Origin of the sequence: Streptomyces sp. NBC_00435 (genome assembly GCF_036014235.1) — a bacterium.
GTDB lineage: Bacteria > Actinomycetota > Actinomycetes > Streptomycetales > Streptomycetaceae > Streptomyces.
Genome location: NZ_CP107924.1, coordinates 757,794 through 782,657, shown reverse-complemented (window position 1 = coordinate 782,657; position 24,864 = coordinate 757,794). Strand labels below are relative to the sequence as shown.

The 24,864-nt window shown below is 68.5% G+C and carries 20 protein-coding genes and 2 pseudogenes; 13 read left to right on the top strand and 9 right to left on the bottom strand.

Annotated elements, in window-relative coordinates:
- The first annotated feature begins 71 nt into the window (after window positions 1-71).
- Entirely contained in the window at window positions 72-797 is a 726-nt protein-coding gene (locus OG389_RS03445) for an ABC transporter ATP-binding protein (RefSeq protein ID WP_328296959.1), read from the top strand.
- A 15-nt stretch (window positions 798-812) separates the two neighbouring features.
- On the opposite strand, the gene OG389_RS03440 is transcribed toward OG389_RS03445, so the two are convergent.
- The 3 genes from OG389_RS03440 to OG389_RS03430 form a co-directional block, all read right to left on the bottom strand.
- A complete protein-coding gene (locus tag OG389_RS03440; protein ID WP_328296958.1) occupies window positions 813-1,430 on the bottom strand; it encodes a hypothetical protein in 618 nt (205 codons plus the stop codon).
- Window positions 1,431-1,518: 88 nt separating this feature from the next.
- Window positions 1,519-3,486 carry a helix-turn-helix domain-containing protein gene (locus OG389_RS03435; protein WP_443059202.1) on the bottom strand — a complete coding sequence of 656 codons (1,968 nt, stop codon included), beginning with the start codon at window positions 3,484-3,486 and terminating at the stop codon, window positions 1,519-1,521.
- A 112-nt stretch (window positions 3,487-3,598) separates the two neighbouring features.
- Window positions 3,599-4,981 carry an MFS transporter gene (locus tag OG389_RS03430; protein WP_328296957.1) on the bottom strand — a complete coding sequence of 461 codons (1,383 nt, stop codon included), beginning with the start codon at window positions 4,979-4,981 and terminating at the stop codon, window positions 3,599-3,601.
- A gap of 626 nt (window positions 4,982-5,607) precedes the next feature.
- Between OG389_RS03430 and OG389_RS03425 the strand changes: the two are divergent.
- Window positions 5,608-6,032, top strand: a pseudogene (locus OG389_RS03425) (transposase); the annotation flags it as partial.
- A 304-nt stretch (window positions 6,033-6,336) separates the two neighbouring features.
- On the opposite strand, the gene OG389_RS03420 reads toward OG389_RS03425, so the two are convergent.
- The 5 genes and pseudogenes from OG389_RS03420 to OG389_RS03400 form a co-directional block, all read right to left on the bottom strand.
- Entirely contained in the window at window positions 6,337-7,539 is a 1,203-nt protein-coding gene (locus OG389_RS03420) for a hypothetical protein (protein WP_328296956.1), read from the bottom strand.
- 175 nt (window positions 7,540-7,714) lie between these two features.
- The gene (locus tag OG389_RS03415; RefSeq protein WP_328304357.1) at window positions 7,715-7,876 is read right to left on the bottom strand and encodes a hypothetical protein; all 162 of its coding nucleotides are present in this window, start codon (window positions 7,874-7,876) and stop codon (window positions 7,715-7,717) included.
- 219 nt (window positions 7,877-8,095) lie between these two features.
- Window positions 8,096-8,578 carry a hypothetical protein gene (locus OG389_RS03410; protein ID WP_328296955.1) on the bottom strand — a complete coding sequence of 161 codons (483 nt, stop codon included), beginning with the start codon at window positions 8,576-8,578 and terminating at the stop codon, window positions 8,096-8,098.
- Between the two features lie 105 nt (window positions 8,579-8,683).
- A complete protein-coding gene (locus OG389_RS03405) occupies window positions 8,684-9,511 on the bottom strand; it encodes a Pr6Pr family membrane protein (RefSeq protein ID WP_328296954.1) in 828 nt (275 codons plus the stop codon).
- Window positions 9,512-10,921: 1,410 nt separating this feature from the next.
- A pseudogene (locus OG389_RS03400) lies at window positions 10,922-11,306 on the bottom strand (IS982 family transposase); the annotation flags it as partial.
- Between the two features lie 79 nt (window positions 11,307-11,385).
- On the opposite strand from OG389_RS03400, the gene OG389_RS03395 reads away from it, so the two are divergent.
- The 11 genes from OG389_RS03395 to OG389_RS03345 all read left to right on the top strand — a co-directional run bounded on the left by OG389_RS03395 (window position 11,386) and on the right by OG389_RS03345 (window position 22,588).
- Window positions 11,386-12,303, top strand: coding sequence for a phytanoyl-CoA dioxygenase family protein (locus tag OG389_RS03395; protein WP_328296953.1), 918 nt, complete (start codon window positions 11,386-11,388; stop codon window positions 12,301-12,303).
- Window positions 12,300-13,463: a Gfo/Idh/MocA family protein gene (locus OG389_RS03390; RefSeq protein ID WP_328296952.1), complete on the top strand. Its 1,164-nt coding sequence runs from the start codon at window positions 12,300-12,302 to the stop codon at window positions 13,461-13,463. The genes OG389_RS03395 and OG389_RS03390 overlap by 4 nt, the downstream gene beginning before the upstream one ends.
- Window positions 13,447-14,454: a Gfo/Idh/MocA family protein gene (locus tag OG389_RS03385; RefSeq protein WP_328303483.1), complete on the top strand. Its 1,008-nt coding sequence runs from the start codon at window positions 13,447-13,449 to the stop codon at window positions 14,452-14,454. Before OG389_RS03390 ends, OG389_RS03385 begins: the two co-directional genes overlap by 17 nt.
- Entirely contained in the window at window positions 14,445-15,557 is a 1,113-nt protein-coding gene (locus OG389_RS03380; protein WP_328296951.1) for a mandelate racemase/muconate lactonizing enzyme family protein, read from the top strand. The genes OG389_RS03385 and OG389_RS03380 overlap by 10 nt, the downstream gene beginning before the upstream one ends.
- Window positions 15,550-16,254: an SDR family oxidoreductase gene (locus OG389_RS03375; protein ID WP_328296950.1), complete on the top strand. Its 705-nt coding sequence runs from the start codon at window positions 15,550-15,552 to the stop codon at window positions 16,252-16,254. Before OG389_RS03380 ends, OG389_RS03375 begins: the two co-directional genes overlap by 8 nt.
- 84 nt (window positions 16,255-16,338) lie before the next feature.
- A complete protein-coding gene (locus tag OG389_RS03370) occupies window positions 16,339-17,355 on the top strand; it encodes an aminotransferase class I/II-fold pyridoxal phosphate-dependent enzyme (protein ID WP_328296949.1) in 1,017 nt (338 codons plus the stop codon).
- Window positions 17,352-18,590, top strand: a complete 1,239-nt coding sequence (locus OG389_RS03365) for a carbamoyltransferase N-terminal domain-containing protein (protein ID WP_328296948.1) — start codon at window positions 17,352-17,354, stop codon at window positions 18,588-18,590. Before OG389_RS03370 ends, OG389_RS03365 begins: the two co-directional genes overlap by 4 nt.
- Before the next feature lie 35 nt (window positions 18,591-18,625).
- Window positions 18,626-19,828, top strand: coding sequence for an ATP-binding protein (locus tag OG389_RS03360; RefSeq protein WP_328296947.1), 1,203 nt, complete (start codon window positions 18,626-18,628; stop codon window positions 19,826-19,828).
- On the top strand, window positions 19,821-21,104 hold the full coding sequence (locus OG389_RS03355) for a M20 family metallopeptidase (RefSeq protein ID WP_328296946.1): 1,284 nt from the start codon (window positions 19,821-19,823) through the stop codon (window positions 21,102-21,104). The genes OG389_RS03360 and OG389_RS03355 overlap by 8 nt, the downstream gene beginning before the upstream one ends.
- Window positions 21,101-22,042 (top strand): NAD-dependent epimerase/dehydratase family protein, encoded by a 942-nt coding sequence (locus tag OG389_RS03350; RefSeq protein ID WP_328296945.1) that lies wholly within the window; start codon window positions 21,101-21,103, stop codon window positions 22,040-22,042. The genes OG389_RS03355 and OG389_RS03350 overlap by 4 nt, the downstream gene beginning before the upstream one ends.
- A 234-nt stretch (window positions 22,043-22,276) precedes the next feature.
- Window positions 22,277-22,588 carry a transposase family protein gene (locus OG389_RS03345; RefSeq protein ID WP_328296944.1) on the top strand — a complete coding sequence of 104 codons (312 nt, stop codon included), beginning with the start codon at window positions 22,277-22,279 and terminating at the stop codon, window positions 22,586-22,588.
- Between the two features lie 187 nt (window positions 22,589-22,775).
- On the opposite strand, the gene OG389_RS03340 is transcribed toward OG389_RS03345, so the two are convergent.
- Window positions 22,776-24,446 carry a hypothetical protein gene (locus OG389_RS03340; protein WP_328296943.1) on the bottom strand — a complete coding sequence of 557 codons (1,671 nt, stop codon included), beginning with the start codon at window positions 24,444-24,446 and terminating at the stop codon, window positions 22,776-22,778.
- Between the last annotated feature and the right edge of the window lie 418 nt (window positions 24,447-24,864).

Sequence of the window (24,864 nt, the reverse complement as noted above, 5' to 3'; positions counted from 1 at the left end):
ACGGGGTGGGACGGCAATCACGCCGATCGAGCCGTTCCAGGGGCTGAAATCTTTCCAGGGGGAATCGCAGCATGACGCAGCAGCAGGAGGAGCGGCGGCAGGACGAAGTGGCGCCGCCGATGGTGGTCGTCGAGGGAGTGCGACGCAGTTTCGGCACCGGTCCGCAGGCCGTGCACGCGCTGCGCGGAGTCTCCTTCGAGGTCCGCCGGGGCGAACTCACCGCACTCAAGGGGCGGTCGGGCTCGGGCAAGACCACCCTGCTGAACCTGGTCGGCGGCCTAGACACCCCCACCGGCGGCAGCGTCGCCCTCGACGGCACCGACCTGGCCGGCCTGGACGAGGACGGCCGTCTCGCGCTGCGCCGCGACCGGATCGGCTTCGTGTTCCAGTCCTTCGGCCTGATCCCCGCCCTGACCGCCGCCGAGAACGTCGGGGTGCCGATGCGGCTGCGCAAGGTGCCGGCCAAGCAGCGTGAGGAGCGGGCCCGTACCCTGCTCGCCCTCGTCGGCCTGTCGGACCAGAGCGAGCAGCGCCCCGGCGAACTCTCCGGCGGCCAGCAGCAACGGGTCGCCGTGGCCCGCGCGCTGGCGAACGAACCCGACCTGATCATCGCGGACGAGCCGACCGGCCAGCTCGACTCCGACACGGGCCGTCAGATCATGCGACTGCTGCGCGCGGTGGTGCGCAGCGAGGGGGTCACGGCGCTGGTCGCGACGCACGACCCGGCGCTGATGGAGCTGGCGGACCGGGTGGTGGAACTGCGCGACGGCCGCATCGTTGACGTGCAGGTGGGATAGCCCGGACCCGGGGCTTCAGAATCCCTGCGGCCAGAACGGCTGGGCCCGCAGCGCGGCGGAGCGGATCGCGTCCGCGCCCACGTCCAGGACGACACCGGCGTCCTGCAGCCCTCGGCGCGGCCACGAGCACGACACGGTGACGGGACCCGGCGGGGGCAGCGGCCACGTCCACAGCGACAGGCGCACGTCCTCGCCGTCGTCCGGACCGCCCGAACCGCCCTCGAACCTGTTCACGACCAGCACGGGCCCACGCCCGCCGCGCAGCCCGGTCTCGTCGTCCTGCCGTACGCCGCTGCCGTCGGCGAACCGGAGTCGGAACAGCGGCTGGGACAGCTCGCGGAGGTCCAGGTCCGTCGCGTCGGCGGACGGCCCGCCGGATGACGGCACGCCGGGTGACGGCACGCCGGGTGACGGCACGCCGGGTGACGCCCCACCGGGTGACGCCCCGCGCGCATGGGCTTCGACCTCGATCTCGAGGCCGACCGGATAGGCCAGCACCTGCCGGACGGCCACCACGAGCCGGTCCGACCGGCTGATGACCACCGGTCCCGTGACGAGTCCGCCGATCATCCGCGGCGGTGCGAACCACTCGGGCAGATCGCCCGTACTTCCCCTGCCCGGCGTCTCAAGCACGGCCAGAGCGTACAGGCTCGCGACCGGACCGTCGTGGGTGCGAACGTCCCGGCCGGGGACCGGTCCGGATCACCGCGGCCCCCGGGTGTCAGGCCGTCGACGGTGGTCCGGGTTTCGCCAGGAGGTGCAGGCGCAGGGCGAGTTGGAGTTCCAGGGCCCGGGCGGGGGAGTTCCAGTCCTCGCCCAGGAGACGTCGGATCCGGTCGAGGCGCTGCACGACGGTGTTGACGTGGATGTGCAGGGCGTCCTTGGCCTTGGAGAGGCTCGCGCCGTGGAGGTAGTAGGCCTGGAGCGTGCTGACCAGTTCGGTGCCGCGCTGGGCGTCGTACTCGATGACCGGGCCGAGCACCCGGTGGACGTACCCGCCGACGTCACCGCGGTCCCCGAGCAGCAGGCCCACGAAGCCCAGGTCGGGGAGGGCGGCTCCGTAGCCGGTGTGACCCAGGGCGTGCAGGGCCTGGAGACAGCGCAGGGCCTCCGCGTACACGGCCGGCAGTCCGTCCGGCCCGCCGTCCGGGCCCGCGGAGCCCACCGTGACGGGAGCGCCGAGCGACTGCCCCAGCTCGGCGGCGAGGGACCTCGCGAGGTCCCCGGGCCGCTCCGCCGGGGCGAGGAACACGACGCGGCCCTCGTGCAGCCCGGCCAGCCCGTCGAGTGCGCGGGCACGGCGCGCCGCCTGTGCCGACAGCCGGGGCCGCAGGGCAGCGTCGCAGTGGAGCACCAGGACGGCGTGCGGGCGGGCGAGGTTCACGCCGAGTTTGCGAGCCCGGATCGTCCGGCTTCCGCTGTCGCGGGTGCGCCCCGGGCTCCGCGGGGTCAGCAGGTCGCTGAGCAGCTCGCCGCGCACCCGGTCCTCGGCGTGGGCCACCGAGCGGCGCAGCAGCAGGAGCAGCGCGGTGACCAGGCCGGTGCGTTCGAACAGCCGCCGATCGGTGTCCGGCAGGTCCGCCCGCCCCGTCAGGGCGATGCTTCCGAGGAGTTCGGGCCCGGCCAGCACGGCGCAGACCCACACCCCGTCCACCGGAACCGCCCGACCGCCCGACCGTGAGGCGGCCACCCCCTGGGAGGGCGGGTCGATCGGCCCGGTGGCGACCCGGGCCAGTTCGGCGCCGTCGGCGTCGTGCACCACCAGCCCGCCCCGGAGCAGCGCGGCGACCTCCCGGGCCACATCGGTGACGTCCCCGCCGCGCAGGACCAGGTCGGTGAGCCGGTCGTGGGTCTCTGTGGCCAGCCGGGCGGCCTCGCTGTGGGCCCGGGCGGTCTCGGTGGCGGAGTTGAGTTCCGCCAGGGCCGTACGGGTCTCCTCCAGCAGCCGTGCCCCGTCGATGGCCACGGCGGCGTGGTCGGCCAGCGAGGAGAGCAGCGCGACCGCGTCGGGCGCGAACTCCCGCACCGACCGGTCGGCGGCGTAGAGCACCCCGATCACCCGGGAGGCGACGCGCAGCGGGACCCCGAGGATGCCCCGCAGTCCCTCTTCGCGCACACCCGAATCGATGGTGCTGGTGTGCCGGAACCGGTCGTCGGCCCGGTAGTCGGAGCTGGCGTACGGGCGGGCCGTCTGGGCGACCAGGCCGCCGAGGCCTTCGCCCATGCCCAGCCGCAGCTGCTGGAAGGCGGCGGAGACGGAGCCGTCGGTGACGCGCATGAACGTATCGCCCACGAGCGGGTCGTTGAGCGTGAGGTAGGCGACGTCCGTACCGAGCAGCGTCCTGGCCCGCCGCACGATGGCCCGCAGCACCGCGTCGAGGTCGCGCAGCGCCGCGAGGTCCCCGGCCGTGTCGAAGAGGGCGGTGAGCTCCGCCTCGCGACGGCGGTGCTGGTCGAGGGTGCGGCGGATGTCGAGGGCGACCCGGGTCGCCTCCTCCACGACCGCCTGTTCAGCGGGTTCGGCCCCGGCGGTACGGGCCTGCGCGCCGGGCCGGGCGAACTGCTCGGCGGGCGCCCCCCGGGCGAGCAGGCCGATGAGCTGCCGCAAGGCTGCCGCGGCCAGGGTTCCGTCCGGGGGAGCGTGCGCCGGAGGGATCACGGGCTCGGTGGGATCGTTCACGTGGGCCATGCTGGCAGCCCTTCGGCGCGACGCGGTGGGAGGGGCCGGCGGCCGCGGCGGGAACTCCGCTTGTGGCGCTTGGCTTTGAGGGCGGCCTTGAAGGGTGGCCTCGAGGGCCGGGTCAGGCGGGATCGGAGACCGTGGCCGCGGACCGGGCCGGGTACCCGCCCCCGGATTCCGGCGCCCCCGCCCTCGGGACCGACAGGTCCCGGCCCCGGGTCTCGCGGGCGAAGGCGACGGTGACGGTGGTGACGACGGCGGCCGCGGACAGGTAGACGGAGACCGGAACGGAGGATCCGTAGTCCTTCAGGAGCTCGACGGCGATGATCGGGGCGAGGGCGCCCGCGACGATCGAGGCGAGCTGGGAGCCCATCGAGGCCCCCGAGTAGCGGACCTTGGTGTCGAACATCTCGGAGACGAAGGCGGCCTGCGGCCCGTACATGGCGCCGTGCAGCAACAGCCCGGCGGTGACGGCCAGGGTGATGACGGCGAACGACTTCGAGTCCACCAGGGCGAAGAAGGCGAACGCCCACAGGGCCATGCCGGCCGACCCGATCAGCGTCACGGGGCGGCGGCCGATCCGGTCCGACAGCGCGCCCCAGGCGGGGATGGTGACGAAGTGGACGGCCGAGCCGATCAGGAGCGCGTTGAGCGCGGTGGTCTTGGGGAGGCCGAGGTGGGTGGTGACGTAGACGAGGAGGAAGGAGGTGAGGACGTAGTACGAGATGTTCTCGCCGAACCGGGTGCCGATGGCGGTCAGTACCTGCCGCCAGTCCTTGCGGAACACCTGGACGACGGGCGCACGTTCCTCCTCGGCCCTGCCCTCGGCCTCGGCCCGTGCGGCGAGGAAGACGGGTGACTCCGCGACGGACAGCCGGATCCACAGCCCGACCACCACGAGGACCCCGGAGAGCAGGAAGGGGATCCGCCACCCCCAGGAGAGGAACGCCGCGTCCGTCTGCACGGCGGCGAGCAGCGCGAGCACCCCGGTGGCCAGCAGATTGCCCCCGGGCGCCCCGGACTGCGGCCAGGATGCCCAGAACCCGCGATGCTCGTCCCCACCGTGCTCGGAGACGATCAGCACGGCCCCGCCCCACTCGCCGCCCAGCGCGAACCCCTGGACCAGGCGCAGCACGGTCAGCAGGACCGGAGCGCCGGCCCCGATGCTGGCATGGGTGGGCAGCAGCCCCATCGCGAAGGTCGCCCCGCCCATCATGAGCAGGCTCAGCACCAGCAGCCTCTTGCGGCCGACCTTGTCCCCGAAGTGCCCGAAGACGACCCCGCCCAGCGGCCGGGCCAGGAACCCGATGGCGTAGGTGAGGAAGGCGATCAGGGTTCCGGTGAGCGGGTCCGCGGTGGGGAAGAACAGCTTGTTGAACACCAGGGCCGCGGCGGTCCCGTAGAGGAAGAAGTCGTACCACTCGATGGTGGTCCCGATGAGACTGGCGGCGACGATCCGCCGGATTCCGGATGGAGCGTTGGGGGCGGTTCCGGGGGAGACCATGTGCACCACTTCCAGGGTGTCTGCGGGGACGTCGGTGTGGCCACAACGTAGAAGTCCGCAGGTCAGCGGTATATGTGGCGTGCCATCACAATCAACCCCACCTGAGTGTGTCCGACCACCACTCGGCCCGAATCGATCCCCTCGGACCCGTCCGGAAGCGGGCGGGAAGCCCCTGCCGGAATTGCGGAGTTGCGCCTCTTTCGGGGAGGTGGTGCTGGCTCCTGTGCTGGTTCGGTGCTGGTTAAGCAGCGTTGACCGCGATCCGTTTGAGTTCGAGACGGCGCAAAACGGATGCGCCGGAGAACCTGGATTCATTTCGTCTCACGGGTCTGCTCGGTGCTTGGCGTCAGTCACTCCGGCTTCGCCCAGATGGCAGCTCTAGGCCTGGACAGCGAGGCTCCCCCGTTCCGCTCGGGAACCTTCGCCAACCTCTCCAGACCCTCCTCGGAAAGGCCTGACCCCCGGCTCTCGCCCAGAGACATAGCGATGCTCGGATGAGAGGCTGCCCGGCACGTGATCGACAGGCAGAGTGGTCTGGTCAGCACAGGAGATGGCGCCCGGCCGTCGCCAGCTCTGGAGCCAAGGGTCGCTTGCAGACTATGCGGCGCAGGGCGCCCGGCGGCAGCCGGTTTCGCGACTACCCGCACGCCAGGGTCATCCTGAGCATGCCCGGCATCGGCCCCGTCCTCGGCGCCGAGTTCATCGCCCACACCGGCGGCGACACGGGTGTCTACGGCAGCTCCGACCGGCTCGCCGGCGTCGCGGGACTCGCCCCGGTCCCGAAGGACTCGGGGCGGATTAGCGGCGACATGCGCCGCCACGACCCTACTGCCGGCGCCTGCTGCGGGTCTTCTCCATGTCCGCAATGGTCGCCGCCCGATGCTGCCCCACCTCGAAGGCGTTCTACGAACGTAAAAGAGCCGAGGGGAAGAACCACAAGCAGGCCGTCATCGCGCTCGCACGACGTCGCCTGAACGTCCTGTGGGCCCTCGTACGCGACGGCCGACCCTTCGAAATCACCGCACCACAGAACCCCGTCCCACTGGGCTGACACCCTCACCGCGAGTCACCAAGCCGGCTTGACAACCTCATTGGGAATCAGTCAGCGCCAGATCGGCCCAGAAAGTCGGGACCTTCGCCGAGACAAGAGCGTCAAAGGGCAAACAGAATGCGTCCCTTCGACCCTTGCGGGCAGGCTGATGATCCGTAACTCGGAGTCGGAAGGGCAGCCCGTCGCCTACGGTCTGGGCGGAGGTCGTTTTTGCCGACACCCGGACGAGATCTGTTGCCGGGTGTTGCCCCTTCGGGGGTTGCAGCGGGCTTCCAGGCCGATGGGGTTGCCGCAGAGCCGGGTATCAGGTTCGCAGGCGCAGCTGGACTCCGGCATGGTCAGAGGCCCACAGCCCTTCGGGGCTCCGGTGTTCGAGCCCGGTGACGCGCCCGTCGGCGGTGGTGAGGGCCGACCCGTCGGCGGCCTTGGCGAAGACCATGTCCACACGGTGATCAACCTTGCGGGTGTCGGGGTCGTTGACCTGCTCCGAGAATCCGGCGGTGTGGCCGGGGTTCGAGGCCGAGAGCAGGAGCCATTGGTCGGTGAACCGTCCTTGGCCGGTGATCAGGTCATAGGTCGCGGAGTGCGGCGTGGGGTCGCCGGCTTTGCGCGTGTGATCGAGGGGGTCGGAGTTGCAGTCGCACGCGATGACGACGGCTCGGCCGGCGATGGCGGCGGGCCCGGCAAGCAGCTCGTGCGCCTGGTCCAGCGCGGTGAGGGAGGACTGTGACTCGAGGTGGGTGTTGATGAACCTCAACCGCTGGTCACCCAGGTGCACGTCGGCGAAGCCGTATCCGCGGAGGAAAGCGATCCTCCTGCCTGCCAGTGAGATGTCCTGTCGCGCCCGGTAAGTGCCGCCTCCCACCCCCTCGACACGGACGGGGGAGCCACTGCGGCGCAGGATGACATCGCGCAGGGTCAGCCGTACATCGCGCGGTTCCTTCAGACTCGCGGTGCCCGGTGTGCCCTGGAAGGCAGGACCTTCCACGTCGGATTCCTGCCGCACCTGAATCGCCTCGTATGGATGCCCCAAGCGATTGAGGTCGATTAGCAGCAGTGCGAGGTAGTCGTAGTCGACGGTGGCCGCGTTGGCGACACCCATCTGATCCGTCTCCAGCGGGCCGGACCGCCACAGAGCCACTTCCTGGAGCCCCACAAGGTCGGGTGCGCCGCCCGCGATCTCGGCGGCCAGGAGCTTGCTGCGTGAGGGGAAGTCCGTCTGATCAACGATGGCGCGCAGGGCATCGTTGGCGTGGGCGAAGGCTGCCAGAACTGCGTCGGGGTCATTGATTCCCCGGGTGGCGCTGAGGGGGCGGGCAATGTTCCCGCCGAGGTACAGATTGCGGGTCAGGACGGTGACCTCGGGTGCTCCGGCGGGCCCACGGGAGTCGGCGCCGACGAACGCGATCGTCCCTCCGACCCCGAGACCGAGGACGAGGGTCGCGACGGCGAACAGTCGGCGCCCCGTCCAGGACAGCCATGCGTGACGGGGTGGATCGGTGGACATGGCGGAGACCTCCGACAGACGATGGCGGTGTGTGAGGCGGCCGCAGCCCAGGCAGCGGAATCTTCCCGTCATGGTCATCGGTGAACGGCCCAGCGATCTTGAGCCCGAGCGCGAACTGGCTGTGTGCCGCATCCGGTTTCGTCGGCATCGAGGTCGCCGCAGCAGGTCATCCCCGTCAGCCTCGCCGCGTTGGCAGGAACCTCACCAGCGGCAGGCTCGACAGCCCGGCTTCGGCCGCGACCAGCGCGTACGGCCTGCCCTCCTGGAGGTAGAACCGGACGGCCGGCAGCCGCAGGGTCGTGGTACTCGCCCCGAACCCCTCGAACAGGCCGTGCATCAGCAGGTAGTGAGCCCGTGCACGACATCGACGTTCCCGAGCATGTGCCAGATCGCGCCCGCAGGCCGGACCTTCACGGCGGCACCGTGGCCTCCAAGACCACAACCGGGTCTTGGAGGCCCACGTCACGCACGGAGGCCGGATCGGCCGACGGAGACTCCGCCGACGACACCTCAGCGGGAGGGGGAGGGGGGAGGGGGAGGGGGGAAGGTGGCAGGGTCAGGTGCGGCTCACGACGAACTTGGACTTGGTGGGATCGTCCTTGAACTTGATCTCGCCGATCAGCTGGGTGACGCGCGTCGGAGTGAGTGAACTGGACTCGCAGTTGACGTTCGTACTGCTGGCCGCACCGTCGACGACGGAGAAATTGATCTGTCCGCGCCCACTGGCGTCCACCGCCAGGGAGAAGTTGCCGCTCTTGACCCTGCCGGAATCGCCGGTGCCGATCTCCACCCGCAGGACATTGGCGGTCAGGAAGACCGGAGTGACCGTCATGTCGACCACGGTGCCGTTGGTCAGCGTCAGCTTGCCGACGAACGGCTCGTCGGGGAGGACGAGGTTGCTGGCGCCGACGTAGTCGGTCAGTTTCCCGCCGCACACGTTCGGGACCACTTCCGCCTGCGCCGACCCGGTGGCCAGCGTGCCCGTCAGGGTGGTGGCCAGGATCAGTGCGGCTGCGGCGGTCTTGATTCGGCGGGTCATACGGGGGTCCTTCCGGAGAGGGCCGCGGGCCTCGGAGTGTGGCCGACAGCGGGGAACGACGGGCCCGGCGTGGTGCGGGTCCGCTGCATATACCTGTGGGTGTGCTCACCACACTCGTTCCCCTCCGACGTGGTCGCGGGGCGCTGCGGGTCGACTTTCACTCGAACAGGTTTCTCCCTGTCGATCGGCCGTCCTGTTCCAAGCGTCGGGCGGTCCGTCTCCCAGCCGGAGACGGACCTGCGGACCACAGGCACCCCGGAGCCTTCCGAGGAGGCCGTCCACGGCAAGGATCGCCAAGGCGCCCGTAGAGAAGGCCAGTGCGAAGAGCAGGCTGTTGCCGAGGACGACCGCGTACCCGTAGCGGGCCACGTCCAGGACCGGATAGGGGTACCGGGCCCGCGTGCCGGGCTCCAGCAGCTCCCCGCGCAGCAGGGTGAACATCAGGTATGCGAACGGGTAGAGGAGCCACTGGGCGGCATGGCGCGGGCGCAGGCCGCCCGGCGTGGTCCGCAGCGCCCACGCGACGGCCGCGCTGATCGGGGTGACCGTGTGCAGGAGCTGGCAGGAGACGGTCCGCCAGTCCACGGACCCGGTCGCGATGGCGCCGCCGCGTACTTCGGCTCCGAACTCGTAGAGGTGGTAGACGAGCCCGGTCACGAGGACGGCCAGCAGCACCCCGCCCGCGAACCGGGGCTCCCACCACGGGCCGCGCGCCCGGACGCGAAGGACCGGCCGGGCGAAGGTCACCGCGACCAGGATGTTGCTCTGGATCGTGAAGTAGGCGAGCACGCGGTGCGCGCTCCCCTCGGCCAGCGCGATGGCCACACCCGTCACGGCCGCCGCGCAGGCGACCGCGGAGAACGCGACTCCCGCCCGGCGGCGCACAGCCCCCTCCACGCGGCGCACCACACTCGAAACGAATCGCTCGGCCACCCGCCCACGCTAGTGGAACCAAGCCACCACAAATCACATGACATCGCCCTAAATGGGCGCTCCGAAATACCCTGGACACCGCCTGCCAAGGCCCGGTGCCCCCAAGGGGCTGGGACGGGACGGGTACGTCCTCGGCGACACGGGCCGGATCTCCTGGGTCAACCCGCCGGTGCTGTGCAGCAACAGCATCCAGGAGGGCCGTGCGCCGTCCACCGTCAACGGCGGTGGCAACGGGCGCGCCGGGAACAACGGTGATCTGCGAGGCGGTGCCGGCGGTGTCAGCCGGCCGGCCTCACCCCTGGCCCGACTCGGTCAAAGCCCGGCAGTCGTTGCGGTTGCCAGGCAGGGGTAGGCCGACGTGCCTTTTCGCCTGGCCGCTCAGAGGGGTGTCGACGGTGACCTTCGTGTCAGGCCCGGATGCTCCGTCATCATGGAGTCGGCTGAGTCATCGGTACGCCCCGGGCTGATGAGAGGTCGGCTTCTCCGGTGAGGGGAGATAGGGCGGGTGTTGAGAAGGCGCCTGCTCTATCCGCTGAGCTACTGGGGCTGACCTGTGAGAACGCGGCTTCCGAACACGAGTCGTGTGGCTCTGCCACACCTGTGCCACAAGGGTACGTGTGGGGCGGTCGGCTTCGGCTTCAGCCTCTCACAGGAAATTTGCGTTCCCGAAGGCGGGGATGGAAACAATTCGGTCTTCGCCGCTGCTGTGGCGTCCCGTAACGGGATGCATGGGGGTGCTGAGACTGAGGCTGTTCCACGTGAACGGTGGGGGCGCGGTGGAGATCACCGCGCGGTACGGCGGAGCTGAAACGCCATCTGCAGGGCGTAGTCGAGGGGAACATGGAGCTCCTCCTCGGGGTCCGGTTCCTGGCGAGCGAATGCAGCGTGCGGCCGGTTGGCTCTCCTCCCGAGGGTTCCTCAAGCACACCGAAGCGCGGTCTCGCCGCAGCGTGCGTCTGACCTGGAGGTCTATTCGTCTCACGCAAGAGATTGGCCATTTCGGTGGAATCTCATAATTCCTGAGATAACATCGTCCAGTCCGATCAGTTGGTCAAATGGTCGAGCTGGAGGTTTCGTGTCCTTGGCGATCATGCGAGACCTGCGTCCGGAACTGCGCTTGACGACGCCGGAGGAGCTCGCGGCCTTCGAGCATGACTTGTTGTCCGAGTTCGTGCTCGCCCGGGCTTCGGTCGGCATCAGCGACGGGACGGTCGCCGAGGACGTTGGCGTGATCGTCGAAGCGCGCTCACGGTTCACGCGCCCGCTGAGGGAGATGGAACCTCGCGATCTGGACCGGCTCTTCGGCCGACATCAACAGGGCATGGCTCATGCCACAAAGGTCCACAAGGCGCACTCTCTCAGCGTGTACTTCGAGTTCCTTGAACTACGGCACAAGCCCGCCATCCACCGGGACGGCCGCAGCAACTCGGCACTTCTGAAGGTCAGATCGGCCTCGAACTCTTTGGAGGCGAAGCCCTTGTGGAACAGGCGCAGGCCCCAGAAGAACCGGCTGTGGCCGGCGCGGTACCCGTATCCGGCCCATCCGGCCATGTCCGACCGCTTCACCGTCGGGCGCGAGCAGCCGCATTCCACCGGCGTGGAGTCGACGATCCAGCTGGCTGTCGAACCAGAAGTCCACGTCGACGGCGAGCGGCCGTATTTCCTTCTTGACCAGTGGAAACGCGGCGCGCAGCCGCTTGTTCCAGCCCGGCTGCCCGGGCACGTACGGGAACATCCCGTCCAGGCGGGAGTCTACGAACCGCAGTTGTCGCGACTCTGAACTGAAACCCAGCAACAATCTTGGACGCCCTGTCTGCGTTCCCGGACACACTACCAGCATTCGGAATGACTCATCTAATAGAGGTTCATCCACTATGAACGACGAGGATATCCACTTCTTCTGGACCTTCGGGTACCGGGTGTTCCGACACCTCCTCGTCGAAGAGATCGACCAAATCGCAGGGGACTTCGACCGCCTTATGGGTACGAGCCGAACTCTCGACCAGGAAGGTAAGCCGACGCGAACGTTGCACTGGCAGGCGCTCGATTCTTCGTCACGTCTTTCGGCGCTGATCGATAGCCCGAAGGTGGTCGGAATCTTCGATGCGCTGTTGGGATCGGATTGGCAGTACTTCGGCAGCGTGGCGAACCACTACACCGGCAACACGGGTTGGCATACGGATGATTTCTCATTCCATGACAAGGTTAAGATCGCGATCTACCTTGACGAGACCGGACCAGGACGAGGCGGTCTGAGTGTCATTCCCAGGACGCATGTTCCAAGTCTTGAGGTCGTCGAACTGCAGTTGGACGTGGGTATGAGCGAACGCGCTCTCGGTGTCCCTGGGGATTCCGTGCCCTGCACGACTCTGAACACGCGGCCTGGTGATGTCGTTGTGTTTCATCAGAATCTCATGCATTCCTCGTGGGGAGGTGGCGACAAGCGCAGGATGTTGAGCATCAACGCCCATGCTCGGTACAACGACGAAGAGTTGCTTCTCGACAACGTTCTTCGCACAGCTCGTTTTCGGCCGCAGTCCGTATACGGGCCTTTCATGAACGGCGCGACCGTGCCGATTGCACGTCGGGTCCATCTCGAGCAGATGCTCCGTCATGAGAACCAAATGCTGGCGGAGGTGGACCGGATCGTCCGGTCCGTCCCCAGCGGACCCGTCGACCTACTCCCCGACATGAGCAGCAACCATGATCGCGAGGCCGCGGCGGAGGAGTTCGCCCGGGACACCGACTATCGCTCGACGGTGGCTGCTCTGAAAGCCGAGGCTGGCGCGTGACCTTCTCAGACCCGGCGCTGGAGGACGGCCATGCAGCCGGCGGTCAGGTCTCTCCGACGGCGCGTTCCGCGCTGGATCTGTCGGATGTGGATGACCTGATCGCCGAGAGGCCGAGCGTGCTCCTCGTGGGGCTGGGTAAGGCAGGCGGCCGGTTCCTGCGGTCACTCCGATTTCTCGACGAGACCTGCTCGGCCCTGGAGTTGGCCGGGGTCTGCGACATCGACGGTTCACGCTTTGGCCAGTTGCAGGGGTCTTCGACCCAATGCTTCACGGATCTGCGCACGGCTCTCGAGGAGATTGCACCCGATGTGGTCTGTGTGTGCATTAACGAGGTCGGACACTACGACGCATTGGCGATGATTGCGGAGTTCACGTCCGTGCGCGCCGTTCTGTCCGAGAAGCCACTCACCGAGACGCTCGCCCAGTGCGAGGCAGTGATCGATCGCCTCGGGGATCGACTGATCTGCGTCAACTTCGTCGAGCGATACAGTCCTGTCGTCGAGCAGTTTCGGGAGTGGAGCGCCTTTCACGACGCGCAGATATTGCGCGTGGAATTCCACTGGGGCAAGTACCGTTTCATGGATCCACGTCCGACGATGGGAGTGTTGTCGGAAATTTCGCATCCGGTCGATCTGGTTCGGACCCTGATCGGAGCCCGGCCGGACGCGATGTTCTCGGTCCGCTCCGCGTCGGGTAGCCGGAGCCGCTTTTCCGTGGTCGACCGCGAGCTCCTCGACACGGTCGACGTCGAATACACGATCGACGGGGTTCCGGTACGAGGCCACTCCTCGTTCCTCTGGGAGGGCCGCGACCGGCGCATCGTGCTCTATGGCCGGACGGGCCTCGCCGGTGCTCTCTTCCAAGCGGTTCTCGCCTTCGACCGGCCGAGCTGGGACTGCGACAGCCTGCGGGTCACGCGGGTGGACGAGTCCACCGGGGCGCGCGAGGAGGTCTTCGCGAGCCACTGCGACAAGGACGACTTCCCGCGGGACCTGAGGCATATCTTCAAGGTCACGCGCTTCTGCGCGATTGCTCTCCGAGCGTTGTACCAGCCGGAGTACGGCGAGCAGTTGGCCCTCGCCGAGGACGCGTGGTGGGCGCAGCGGGCCATCGATGCGTTCAGCCAGACGATCGGGGGTGGCGATGCAATCGGATTCTAGGGACGAGTTCACGATCGGGGTCATCGGGTCGGGCTTCGCCGCCCGGACCCTCGTCGCGGCTGCGACCGCGTCGCCGCGAGTGGGCCGTGTCGTCGTCACCGGCGGGAGCAGGGTGGAGGAACTCTGCAGTCGCTATGGGGCCCGGGCGGGAGCGTCGGTCGAGGACGTGCTTGCCTCGGCGGACGCGGTGGCCGTGGCCACACCGCACGCGACCCATGCTTGGCTGGTCGAGCAGGCGCTGGCGTCCGGCGTTCATGTCTTCTGTGAGAAGCCGTTCGTGACCGTTGCGGCGGAAGGCGAGAAACTGATCGCGGACGCATCTCGCCGCGGCTTGACGCTCTCGGTCAATCACTTCCAGCGGTATCGCGGCCCTCATCGGGCGGTCAGCGACTTCCTGGAGCGCGAGGGAGTGCGGCTGATCGGCGGCCAGGCCCGTCTGATCGAGCACGCGGGTACGCAGCCGTGGAAGGCCCAGGCGGGCAGTCGCGGGTTCATGCTCGGCTATGGCGTCCACGTGATCGACCTCCTGCACACGTGGACGAAGGTTCCGTGCGTCGAGGTCAAGGCCCGCAGTATGCGGGTCCAGGGAGTTGAGCGCGCGACGGCGGCGGTGTTGAGGTTCGCTGACGGCCAGGAGTTCTCCGTGTTCACCTCCGACCTGTTGGCGGAGGGGGCCGATACGCAGCCGGGTCGCGCCCAGCTGGCCTTCGAGCTCTTGACCCAGGTCGGAATGCTCCAGGTGGACTCCTACGGCTCGGCCGTGCTGCACGCCGCCGATCACGCGCAGGAACTCGGCCGCCTGGGTACCTGGGACGATTTCGACAGCTCGGTCCGGCTCGCTGCCTACCAGCAGGCAGTGGACCAGTTCGTCGTTGCGTGCACGAGTGGCGAAGAGCCTGAGTTGACTGCGGCGGCCGCGCTTCACGCGGTGCGGGTCTGCGAGGCCATCGAGGTATCGGCGGGGCAAGGAGGCGACCCGGCATGCGTGTAACTGCTGTGGAGGTGATCACCAACGGCTTCGATCTCGACGAGCCCCTTTTCGACGCGCGCTCACGCATCACCCAGCGCCATCAGGTGCTCGTCCGGATCGAGGCCGAGGACGGTTCGGTCGGATGGGGCGAAGCGGCAGCGTTCGGCGGAAGTCACGAACTTGTGGCAGTGGCGATCAAGCAGCTGGCAGCCCCCTTGATCGGACATCCCGCCCGTCCGCGCGAGACGGCTCGCTCCCTGCTCCGGGACACCGCCCACTACGGCCATGTGGGCGTCGTCGTCTCCGCGATCTCGGGCATCGAGATCGCTCTGTGGGACCTGCAGGGCGCCGCGTCAGGGCTGGACCTCAGCGCGCTGCTGGGAGGCGAGGCGCGCCCGGTCCGGTGGTACGGCACCACGGGGTTCTACCGGGGTGGGAGCCGTGCCGATGAGGTCACGGTCCTCCGTGACGATCTTGCCGCCGCGCTGGACAGCGACCCTTCAGGTCTGAAGATCAAGGTCGGTCGGCACGGGGTTGATGAGGCGATCGGGCGTGCTCACCAGGCACGTGCGGCGCTCGGGCCGGAACGCCTGCTCATCCTCGACGCGAACAATGCGTTCACCGTTCCTGAAGCGCTCCGGGTGATGTCCGGCGTCCGTGAACTCGACATCCTGTTCTTCGAGGAACCCATCCCGTTCGGCAACCCGGACGCGAGTCGGGAGCTCCGGCTCAGTGGCGCGGTGCCCGTCGGCGGCTACGAGCTGGACCCGACCTTCGCCGGCTGCCGCCGCTATCTGGAAGCGCGCGCGGTCGACTACATCCAGCCGGACGCGTGCTGGTCGGGCGGGATCGCGGAGACGATGGCCATCGCCGACCTCGCCCACCGCCTGGATTTAGGTTTCGTCCCGCACAACTTCTCCTCGATCGTCGCGACCGCAGCCAATTACCACGTCGTCAGTGCAGTCGGGGGAGACCTGATCGAACTCGACCTCACCGGAAACTCCGCGTCCGATCCGTCCGTGCTCAGAACGATGGGCTGGCGGATGGAGGGCGGATACCTGCAGGCGCCCTCCTCGCCAGGACTGGGTCTTGTGAGCGTCGGAGAGTGGGCAAGTCATGCTTGAGCGGCACGGTCTGACCATTGTCCTCGGCGCGTCGTCGGGCGTAGGTGCGGCGCTTCTGGAACGCCTCCTCGGCGAGGGTGCTCTGGCGGTGGGGTTCAGTCGCAGAGCGGAATCCTCCTTCGGTCGGTCGCTGGTCGTCGCCGATGTGACGGACCGTGCCGCGCTCGTGGGCGCCGTCGGCGGGCTCGACGGGCCGGTCGAGTCGGTCGTGAACTGTGTCGGTGTCGGGTTCTACGCACCTTGGGATTCGGACGGGTCGCCGGAGTGGTCCGAGATGGCGGCCACCAATGTCGCGGGTTTGGCCAACGTCCTCTCCGTGGTGGGAACTCTCGACCCGGATCCGGAGAACTACCTGCATGTCGGTTCCCTCGCGGCTCACCGACCGTCGAACTCACCAGGCAACGCCGTATATTCCGCGACCAAGGTGGCCGGGCGAGCGATGGTCAACGATTTCCGGAACTGGTCTGTCAGCGCGGCGAGGGCCACGCGGGTCGCGATGCTCTCACCGGCGCTCATCAACGGCACCGGCTTTGATGCGAACTTCTTCCGTGCCGATGAAACGGCGCGGACTCCGCTCTACGAACGGCCGCATCTGGCCATCGAGGAGGTCGTCGATGTGATCGTCCGGATGCTGGCGACGCCGCGTCACCTGGAGATCTCCGACCTGGTCCTCCGGCATCGTCTCCAAGAGGACTGACCAATGGATCCGAGTGTCGGTAGAGCGAGCCGGACTCTCGACCTGTCTCGCGGGGAGATCCCGTGGGGGGTCTTTTCTTCGCACTTGGAGTCCCTCGATGCCGGCGCGGTCCTCCGCCGCGGGTTCAACTACTCATCGCCGGCCGGCCTGGACGACCTGCGCGAGCTGTTCGTCGACCGGTTCGCGACCTGTGCGGTCCACGTCGACGACACTCTCGTGACCGGAGGCGCCCTCGGCGCACTCGACCTCGCGCTGCGTGCATTGCTCCGGGACCGACCGGCGGCTCGCCTGGTCGTGCTCGAACCGACCTATCGCGAAGCGCTCGGCATTGCCAAGGCCATCGGGCTGCCGGTCGTGGCCTGGAGCAAACTCGCCGGAGTCTTGAGTCGGGACGACGTGGTCTACGTCGTCTCCACCTTCAACAATCCGGACGGCCGGACCATCTCCGCCGCCGAGCGCGACAATCTGGCGGCGGCGATCGTCGAAGCTGACGCGGCCCTGATCGAGGACGCTGCATACGATCTGCTCGCCGCCGTCTCGGCCGACCAGGTTCCCGGCGTGTGCGCAACCGTGACGCAGCGGAGAGGAAACGCGTGGGCACTGCGCCTGATGTCGTTCTCGAAGACGGTGGTCCCGGGTGCACGGGTGTGCGTTGTCGAGGGCAGTGCCCGTGCTCTGGCTGCGATGCGGACGGTCAAGTTCGACTTCGGAACCTCACCCGTCGCGTGCGCCCTCGTCGCCGAGCTGGTGCGGGATCCGCGGACCCTGGACCGCCACCTCGCTCTCATTCGCGAGCGCCTCGGACGTGGGCGTGCTGCTGCCGATCAGGCGTTCCGTGCCTGGGACCGACCGCCGTCCGTCGTGGGTGCCGGCTACTTCCTCTGGCTGCCGTCCTCCCACGTGAGTAGCACCGAGGCCGCAGTGCGCGCCACGGCTGTGGGAGTCCGGGTCAGCGACGGTGCGCCCTTCTTCGTTGACCACCGCCCCACGCATCTGCGCCTGAGCGTGGCATGGGAGCCGGCCGAGCGGATCCACGAGGCATGCCTTCGACTCGAGGAATCGGTCGCCGCCCCGAAGAATCTCCTGGAGGAGACGTCGTGACCGCGATCATCGGCTGGCAGAACGATCTGGTTGCCAGTGCTGCTCCGCTCATCGACGGCGAGATCCTCGGCGCGGTCGAGGAGGAACGGTTCACTCGGGTCAAGCAGCCGACCGGGTTTCCCGGCAGGTCCGTGACCTGGCTACTGGAGAGTATGGGCCTGTCGACGGCCGAGGTCGACGAATGGGTCCACGGCTGGTTCGCCGGGACGAACATGGCGCAGATGCTGCCCGACGTGGCGCGGCGTGTCGCAGCGGCGAGCAACCCTGACGGCGTCGACGCGATGGCGCGACGGCTGGCCACGGAGCACGCGAACGACGTCGAGATTCGCGACGTGGGCTATCGCCTGGCAGTTGAGCATGGGGTCCTGGCCTCGCGGCTCGAGGCCTACGAGCACCATCTCTCGCACGCCTGGTCGGCGCATGCCTACAGCCCCTTCGACACGTCGATAGTCGTCACATTCGACAGCAGGGGGGACCGGAAGAGTTCAACGCTCAGCAGGGCCGGTGGGGGTGGCATTGAGGAACTCGAATGGCGCTCGAGCATCGACAGTCCCGGACACGTCTACAGGTGGGTGACTCATGTGCTCGGGTATCGCACCAACCGGCACGAAGGTAAGGTCACCGGCCTGGCCGGCCGAGGTCGCGGCGACGAGGCCAAGGAGTTCCTTCGCACGCCGATCGACTGTCGCGACAGTCTGGTCACCGCACAGCCGGGCCGACGATTCATCCCCACGGACAAGGGCATCCCGGACAAGACTCGGCGGCAGATGCTTGGGTTCTCCGCCCCGGACCTCGCTGCCGGTGGTCAGGATCTGACTGAGGAGATCGTCTGCGGCTTCGTGGCTGACCGGGCCGCTCGTCTCGGCGAGCGGAACGTGGTCCTGGCCGGCGGCTGGTTCGCGAATGTGCAGCTCAATCGTCGCAGCCGCGAACTCCCCGAGATCGATGGCGACTTCGTGCGGCCGAATATGGGCGATTCCGGGCTCGCGCTGGGGGCTGCCGCTTCGGCTTGGTTCCGGCGAACGGGAGAGCCGAAGGTCCGCTGCGCCGACATGTACCTGGGTCCGGAGCCCGGCGCGGATCCTTCGGGCGCCGCGATCAGGGACACGCTGAACCCACGGCTCAACCGGCACGAGGAGCCGATCGTTCTCACGATCGGGGATGGACTGGCGGCCCTGGCTGACGGAACGGTGGACGCGGTGGTGGACCGCGTGAACGATTGGACGACGTCATGAGTCGACAGCTCGTGGTCTGTGGCATCGGGAGTGGCATGGAGTCGGTGATCCCGCGCATCGCCCGGGATCACGACCTCGCGATCATCGCGATCACTGATCGTCCGACCGACCTCGACGGCCTACCGGTCGACCGGGTCCTGGTGGCCTACCCGCGAGACGCCGCAGCGGTGCTGGACGCCGTGGCGCAAACCGGCATCGAGGGCGTGGACGCGGTGATGTCGCTCGGCTACGAGAACCCGCCCGTCATCTCCCGGCTGGCTCGCCTGTGGTCCTGCCCGGGAGTCCCGGTCGAGGTCGCCGACCGTTGCACTTACAAGGATCTGAGGATCGCCGCACTGGAGCAGGCCGGCGTGCGCACGCCTCGGTTCAGGGTTTTCCGTGAACTCGCAGAGGCCGCTGAGGCAGCAGGCGCACTGGGCTTCCCGGCGGTCGTCAAGCCGACGGACGGCACCAGCTCCGTCGGAGTCTCGGTCGTCCGCGACGCCAACCGACTCCCGGAGGCCGTTGCCGCCGCGCGCGAGGCGACGGGACGCGATGCCCTCGTCATCGAACAGTTCGTCGAGGGCACTGAACACACAGTCGAGGGAATCGTCGCCGACGGGGTCGTGCAGGTAGCAGCCTTGTCGGATCGCAAATACGACGCGAAGCACCGGTTCGCCCCGTTCGTCTTCGAGGCCGGCGACGACCTACCGTCGGCGGCCGGTCCCAAGGAACGCGCAGCCCTTGAGGCCGCGGCCGCAGCGGCGGTGTCAGCCCTCGGGATCGACGACTCGGTCTTCAGCACCGACCTCCTGCTCACCCCGGACGGGGTGTACGTCCTGGAGGTGGCGGCGAGACTGTCCGGCTCGCGTTTCGGGACTCACCTGGTGCCCCTGGCCTCGGGGGTCGACATCGTCGACGCCGCTGTGCGCCTCGCGCTCGGCGAGACCGTCGACCCGACATCCCTCGTCGCCACCAAATCGACCTTCGTGGCCAGCCGCTATTTCCCTTCCGCCACGGGTGTTGTCACCTACGTCGGCGATCTGGCGGCTCAGACGTGGGAGACGGGAGTCGTCGAGGTGTTCTGGGAACAGGAGTTGGAGGTCGGACAGGTGTTGGACGGGTATCGGTCGGCCAAGGACATGCTGGCCAGCGCGATCGCGTGGGGAACCACGCGCGCCGAGGCTGCTGGGCGCGCGGATCGCGCGCTGGCCGGGCTGCCACTGGAGATCGGATTGATCGGGGTGGACGATGTCTGAGCCGCTGGACCGGAGCCGGTTCGACCGCTTCTTCGACGCCCGCCGTCCGGCGATCGCGACCGACCTGTGCGAGTACATCAGCTTGAACACGCAGACGCCGCACGAATCGGCATGCTTCGCCTTCCTCGCTCGCTACCTGGAACCGCTCGGAGCCCCGCTCCAGACCCGGGACCGGCATCCCCTTCTCTCTGCTCATCCGGACCTGTCTCCGCATCCGGATGCACGCACCGAAGGGGGGCCGAGTTCGGGATTCGCCGTGTTCGAGAACGGACACGGCGCGACGACGACCACGCGGTTCAATGCCCACATCGATGTCGTGCCCGCCTCGCCGGAGGACCCTGCCGCCTTCGAACCGCGTGTCGACGCCGAGGCCATCTGGGGGCGGGGGGCCTGCGACACGAAGGGAGGCCTGGTGATGCTGGCTGAGGCGATGCGCTTCATCGGGGACGAGGGGGTCAGCGCCGGGAAGCGGGTCGAACTCGACCTGCCCTCCGAGGAGGAGATCGGCGGCAACGGGACCCTGTCGAACATCCTGTACGGAGGGCGGGTCGACGAGGCGATTTGTCTCGAGCCGACCGGACTGGAGGTGTTCCGCGGACATCGTGGCTGTCTCACGTTCTCGGTCGACATGGTCGGCCGCAGCGTGCACATGGGCGAAGCCGCGTCCGGGGTAAGCGCCATCGAAGGAGCCGTCGCCATGATGGCGTCACTGCGTGACCTCGAAGGCGTCCTCCTGCAGCAGGCCCGCAGCCACGATGCGTTCGCCAGGTGGGAATGGCCCCTCAGCCTCAACATCGGCAGGATCAACGGTGGCGAATGGTCTGGCACCGTCCCCGAACGATGCACGCTGGTCGGAGACCTCGGTTTCCTGCCGACCCACTCGCTGGAGGATGTCGAGGGTCTGATCAGGGAGGCATGCGCGAAGGCTGCTGAGGTCTGGCCGGGCGGCAGTCATCGCGTCCGATTCCACCGGGGTCTACGCAACGACGCATGCCTCACCCCCGAGTCCGCGCCCGTCGTCGAGGAGTGGGCGGGACTGACCGGGGTGCCGGCGTCTCATATCGCCGGGTGGAACGTCAGTTGCGATGCCCGGCACTACGTTCATGCGATGGGGGTGCCGACGATCGTCGTCGGGCCTGGTTCGTTGAAGAACGCGCACTCGGCTCACGAGCACGTGGCCTGGTCCGAGCTGCGCGAGGGCGCCTGGATGCTGGCGCAATACGTGGCGCGGGAACGGGTCGCAGGTTCGCCTACCGGCGGCAGGCAGGCGCGATGACCAAGATTGCAGTCACCGGGGGAGCCGGGTTCATTGGCTCCAACCTAGTGCGCGAACTCGTGCTGCGCGGGCACGAGGTGGTCGCGATCGACGACGTCTCGACCGGTGACTGGTGCAATCTCGACGGCGTTGAGACGGAGCGCGTCGAGACGTCGGTGCTCGACGGGGGAACGGTCGAGGCAAGCATCCGTGGATGCGCCTCTGTGGTCCACCTCGCCGCACTGGGATCGGTTCCGCGCAGCATCGCCGATCCGTGGGCGACCCACCGCGCGAACATCGACGGAACCCTGAGCCTCCTCCAGGCATGCGGGCGGGCGGACGTCGGCCACGTCATCTATTCGTCGTCGAGCTCGGTCTACGGGCGCAACCCCGCCCTGCCGAAGGACGAACGTGAATGGGTACGCGCGATGAGCCCTTACGCGGTCAGCAAGCTCGCGGCTGAGCAGTACGTACTGAGCTTCCAAGAGTCCTTCGGGATCTCGAGCGTGGCTTTCCGGCTGTTCAACGTGTTCGGTCCGCGGCAGAGCTCCGGCCATGTCTACGCGGCGGTGATCCCCCAGTTCCTGGACAGCGTCCGCGCGGACCGGCCGTTGACGATCTTCGGGGACGGCGCGCAGACCCGTGACTTCACCTACGTGGCCGACGTGTGCCGGGTCCTTGTCGGCGCGGTGGAGCATCGGGTGACGGCTCCGGAGCCGGTGAACCTCGCGTTCGGCCGTCGCGTCAGCGTGAACGACGTGGTTCGCCAGCTCTCGGAGATCCTGGGACGGGAGTTGCCGGTGGTACGGGCGGAGGGGCGGCCGGGGGACGTCCGGCACTCGCAGGCGGTGAACAACCGGTTGCGCGCGTTGTTCCCGGATCTCGAGCCCACTCACTTCGGGACCGCTCTGGAGGTCACGGCGCGATGGATGCTCGGCCCCGACAGGATCGCCTCATGATCGGCATCGCGACGTTGAGGGATAACCCCGAGCTCTTTCGGGCGTCGCAGAGGGCGCGCAGCGAGGATCCGGACGAGATCGATCGCATCCTGGCGAGTCGTCGCGGAGCGTCACCTCCGTGTTCGATTGCGAGGGGACGGGCTCGCGTGAGACCGCGTACGCCGCACCACCCGAAAGCCGGAAATCACGCTCCGTCAGCTCCTGGGTCGGCCATGGACGGTGATGGTGCTGGTCATGCTGACCGATGCATGGTTCTGGGGCTCGATCGTGTTCGAGGGTGTCGACGACGTGGACGTCGCGGCGGTGATGGCCGCGTTCGGTACGGTCGAGGTGGTGGCGAGAGGCCGACTGTCCGGGGCGGAGTGTCCGGACTGCGGCCGCTTCTCGGAGCGGGTGCACGACCACTATCACCGCAGGTTGAAGGATCTTCCGCTCGCCGAGTACGGCTTCGTGATCCGGCTGGTGGTCCGGCATTTCATCTCTGGAGCTGCGGCCTGTCCGCGTCGCACGTTTGCCGAGCAGTTCTCGCGATTGGCCGTCCCGTAAGCACGGTTCACGACTCGAGGTCGGACAGGGCTCATGCCTGTGGTGGTCGAGGTGCGCGGTGACGGCCCCAGGGTCGTGACCATCCCCTGTAATCGAACCGTGGCGTCACGCTCCGCGACCGCTACCCAAGATCTGTGCCAGAACCCAGAACTCACTCACGGAGCCAGTGGTGTTGAAGGACGAGGGGTTATCCGAAGGTGTTGGTTGCCCAGACGGCTTGGCCGTTGTTCTCGGAGATGACGATGTTGCCGTCGAGTTGGAGGGAGAGGACGCGGTTGTACGCGGTGAAGAGGGGCGCGGTCCACATGGGGTTGCCGTCGCGGTTGCGCACGGCGAGGGTGTTCAGGCCGAAGTCGGCGTAGTAGCCCTGGCCGTCGTGGCCCCAGGTGTTCGAGGCCCACAGTGCCCGGGCCTTCGCGTCGATCCAGACCAGGTTGCCGTCCCACTGCATCACCAGCTGGTGCCCGGTGATGGCGATCGCCGAGTCGGGAATCAGGGTCAGGTACTGCATCCTGGTGGTCGTGGTGGTGGACCAGCGCAGTCGGCCCTGTGCGTCGGTGACGGCCAGGCTGCCGTTCGCACCGGCGGCGAAGGCGGAGTGGGGGCCCGCACCGGTGGCCGACCTCCACAGCAGCGCTCCGGTGGGGCCGAGGACGACGAGGCGGCCCTCGGCGGTGAAGCGCGCGGTGGCGCCGGGGTTGCCGGCGGTGGCCGAGGCCCAGACGGCCTGGCCCGAGGCGGTGTCGGTCTGGACCAGGTTGCCGTCGCCCTGCATGACGAGCTTGTAGGCCCGGCCGCTGCTGGTGAAGGACGTCACCTGACCACTGGCGGCACTCCAGGAGCCGTTGGAGCCGAGGTAACCGGGGACCGTCCAGGAGATCTCGACGCGGCCGTTGTCACCCATGCCGGCCGGGGGCGTGAAGGTACCGCCGGTCGCGGTGGTACTGCCGCTCACGCCCACCAGGTTGCGCGCGCCGGCGTGGCTGCTGCCGCCTGCGCCGCCGACGTAGTAGTCGGGGCCCGCGTAGAGCTTCGGGCCGAATCCTCCTCCGTACCAGCCGCCGCCCCCGCCGCCGCCTTCCATGTAGTAGTCGGGTTCCCCGTTGGTGAAGAAGAGGCAGCTCCCTCCGGTGCCGAACGCCCCGTCGGTGGCCGAGCCCTTCGTCTTCGGCAACGCGCTGCCGGCGGAGCACGTAGCGGCGCCACCAGCGGAGTTGGAACCTCCCGCGGTCTGTGTGCCGCCGTAGGCGATGCCGCGGACCTGTGCCGTTTCCCCGTCGACACCCGCGCCCACCTCGCCTCCGCCGCCCCCGCCGACCAGCGGAGCCGGCTCGATGGGAGGAAGGGTGCCGTAGAAGCCGGGGCTGTAGGAGCCCCCGCCGCCGGCCACCACGACCCGATCCGCCAGGGCGTACTGCTTGGTCGTGTAGTTGTACGCGCGCACGTCCGAGGCGCCACCGCCCCCGGACCAGCCATCGCCGCCCCCGTTGAACCCGCCGCGGGCGTACTGCCTGCCGTAGTCCTGCGGTGCCCCGGGGGGAGCGGCCGTCCCTCCCACCTTGACCTGGAGCAGCCAGCCGGCGCCCAGGCCGGTGAGGTCGGCGACGATCCGGCCGCCGGCACCGCCGAACGTGTTGGGCTTCGTCGCGAAGTACGAGGAACCTGGACCGCCCTTCGCGCCGTAGGCGGTAACGGTCGCGGCCGTCACCCCGTACGGCACCGTCCAGGTCTGCGGACCTCCCGTGTAACCGTAGACGCAGGTCTGCGTGCTCCCGTTCGCCGTACACGCCGGGCCGTCGCCGACCGCGGAGGCGGGCGTCGTGCCCAACCCCGTCAGCAGGGACGCGCCCAGCAGCACCGCGACTCCTGCGGCCGGCGCACGGCGCCTCGACCCCTTACCCGCCGCTCCACGAGCCCTGATCGTGGCCCTCCGGACAAGCTGAACTACCGGTTCCACCGGTCCACCTCACGTAGCTCTGGGTGCTCCCCTGAACGGCACCGGACACTCCGGAAGGTCACACATGCCGACACTCCCCGCAAGGCCCCCCACGAGGACAAACAAAGGACGGATTTCGCCCCGAGTCGCCACTGCGCGGGCCCTCGATTGCGCCGTCGAGGCGGTCGACGGAGCACTTCGACCTGCGGTGGGTAGTGGTAGCCCTGAACGGATGAGTTGTCGTACCACTCGATGGTGGTCCCGATGAGACTGGCGGCGACGATCCGCCGGATTCCGGATGGAGCCTTCGGGTCGGTACCGGTGGAGGCCATGTGCACCA

Coding starts and splice junctions, on each gene's coding strand:
- OG389_RS03445 (WP_328296959.1), top strand. CDS start 72: ATGACGCAGCAGCAGGAGGAGCGGCGGCAGGACGAAGTGGCGCCGCCG.
- OG389_RS03435 (WP_443059202.1), bottom strand. CDS start 3,486: ATGGCCCACGTGAACGATCCCACCGAGCCCGTGATCCCTCCGGCGCAC.
- OG389_RS03430 (WP_328296957.1), bottom strand. CDS start 4,981: ATGGTCTCCCCCGGAACCGCCCCCAACGCTCCATCCGGAATCCGGCGG.
- OG389_RS03420 (WP_328296956.1), bottom strand. CDS start 7,539: ATGTCCACCGATCCACCCCGTCACGCATGGCTGTCCTGGACGGGGCGC.
- OG389_RS03415 (WP_328304357.1), bottom strand. CDS start 7,876: ATGCACGGCCTGTTCGAGGGGTTCGGGGCGAGTACCACGACCCTGCGG.
- OG389_RS03410 (WP_328296955.1), bottom strand. CDS start 8,578: ATGACCCGCCGAATCAAGACCGCCGCAGCCGCACTGATCCTGGCCACC.
- OG389_RS03395 (WP_328296953.1), top strand. CDS start 11,386: ATGAACGACGAGGATATCCACTTCTTCTGGACCTTCGGGTACCGGGTG.
- OG389_RS03385 (WP_328303483.1), top strand. CDS start 13,447: ATGCAATCGGATTCTAGGGACGAGTTCACGATCGGGGTCATCGGGTCG.
- OG389_RS03380 (WP_328296951.1), top strand. CDS start 14,445: ATGCGTGTAACTGCTGTGGAGGTGATCACCAACGGCTTCGATCTCGAC.
- OG389_RS03375 (WP_328296950.1), top strand. CDS start 15,550: ATGCTTGAGCGGCACGGTCTGACCATTGTCCTCGGCGCGTCGTCGGGC.
- OG389_RS03360 (WP_328296947.1), top strand. CDS start 18,626: ATGGAGTCGGTGATCCCGCGCATCGCCCGGGATCACGACCTCGCGATC.
- OG389_RS03355 (WP_328296946.1), top strand. CDS start 19,821: ATGTCTGAGCCGCTGGACCGGAGCCGGTTCGACCGCTTCTTCGACGCC.
- OG389_RS03350 (WP_328296945.1), top strand. CDS start 21,101: ATGACCAAGATTGCAGTCACCGGGGGAGCCGGGTTCATTGGCTCCAAC.
- OG389_RS03345 (WP_328296944.1), top strand. CDS start 22,277: ATGCTGACCGATGCATGGTTCTGGGGCTCGATCGTGTTCGAGGGTGTC.